At 37.5% G+C, this 1,713-nt stretch carries 1 pseudogene; it reads left to right on the top strand.

Annotation, left to right across the window (positions count from 1 at the left end):
• Window positions 1-265: 265 nt before the first annotated feature.
• Window positions 266-1,713 (top strand): annotated as a pseudogene (locus BN200_RS09405) (hypothetical protein); the annotation flags it as partial.

Raw genomic sequence — 1,713 nt, 5'->3', positions numbered from 1 at the left:
CGAAGAGGTATGCTTTGAGTATTTTAAATACACTGTTTAATTAGCTCAGTTTTTTTTATGCTGTATTTGTGAAAACTTACTGAACCCATTTTTGAAGAGGCGTTTTAGTAAATGAATTTTAGATTCTTTACATAAAATACAAAATATATTAATTGTGTATGAGTTGAAACAACACAACGTATTAAATATACACTTTTAAATCGTGGTTATTCAGAGTGCTCATGTTGTTTTAATAAGATTTAGCAAAGGGGTTTATGGAGGAATTATGATCAAGATCGTTAAAAATCACCTTTCTTTATGTGCTTTCACAACAGCTATTTTTTTCTCTATACACAATGCTGATGCTCGGGTGGAAATTTCTGGCAATAGCGGATTATCATGTAATGGGAGTGATTTATTTTATCGGTGCAATGATGGTAAAGGACATGAAATTTCTGGTAAAACTTATCATAAATCTCTTAAGAGTGTTGCTGAAAAGCCAGCGAATGGTTCTGAGAGTTCAGGAAATATTTCTGGAAATGCAAATAATGTCGCTCGAACTGTAGCTATAGACGTGTCTGAAGAGAATACTAGGGTTAAAGCGAGCAATATAACTGTTAGTGGTGAAGGGAAAAAAAGTTTTTGGAATTATGGTGTAAAGGTAGAAGAAGGAACAGTCATTCTCATCAATTCGACTTTTAAGGATGTCTTAGGTGGTGTGTATGCTACTGAGCACGGGTTCGTTGATATGCAAGGTGGTTCGATTAATGCATTTCGAATGGGGGTTGTTGCAATAGGGGTAGGACCTGGTGTTTCATCAACTGAGAAAGAGAGTTCTAGTGTTAGTGGAACAGCTGTTGTTCCTTCAGAGAGGATACCAACGGAGACTACACGAATTGTGATGAATGATCAAACATCTATTGGTAAAAGGACTGTTGTTTCTTTAAAAAATACAGACGTGAAGACCAGTGGCAAAGCGATCAGTCTTTTGAGTGATAACGGTGCGCATATTAAAATGGACGGGGGAAAAATTGATTTTACTGATGGTATTGGTATTAAAACAGGAAAAGACGGAAAGGTCTTTTTACGAGGTGTTTCTATTGCCGAAAAGGGCACACAGGTGCCGGAAGTAGGAGAACATAGTGAAAAATCAGCTTTTTACATGTCTGGAAGTGATGGTTATCTCGATGTTTCTGGAGGACAAGTCGATATTGCCAGTGCTCACGGTCTTTTACTGCTGCGGAGAGATAATCGTGCTTATATAGAAAATTCTACTTTTACAGTGAACAGCGATGCATTTTATGGTATGCGCTTTTTGGGGGAAGTAGTCTCTGATAGCGGAGAGAAAAAAGTTTTTCCTGGAGAGGCGGCTGTTCATTTAATGGGGACAAACTTCACTGTTCCTAACAGTGTTGCTCTTTATAGCGGTAAATTTGATGCTCTTGTTAAACTCTCACAAAGTTCAACAATTTCTGGAGATTTATTGTTGAGGGTTGAGGATAATTCTACTATAGATATTCTCGCTGATGCTTCTACCCTTGAAGGGGGAGCTCGTGTTGATGAAAGTTCTCGTGCTAACTTCAGGTTAACAAATAATTCAAAATGGATCCTATCTAGTCCGCAACAGGAAAAATTGCAAGCTTTGGCTACTCTAGGCGAATCCTCTATTTCAGCATTACATCTTATTGATAGTTCTCTTCTTTTTAAAAAAACTGAATCGCAGACGTCTGATGG

This window comes from Bartonella senegalensis OS02, from assembly GCF_000312545.1.
GTDB lineage: Bacteria > Pseudomonadota > Alphaproteobacteria > Rhizobiales > Rhizobiaceae > Bartonella > Bartonella senegalensis.
Note: the sequence above shows the minus strand (reverse complement) of the source record. Positions and strands in the feature narration are given on the sequence as shown.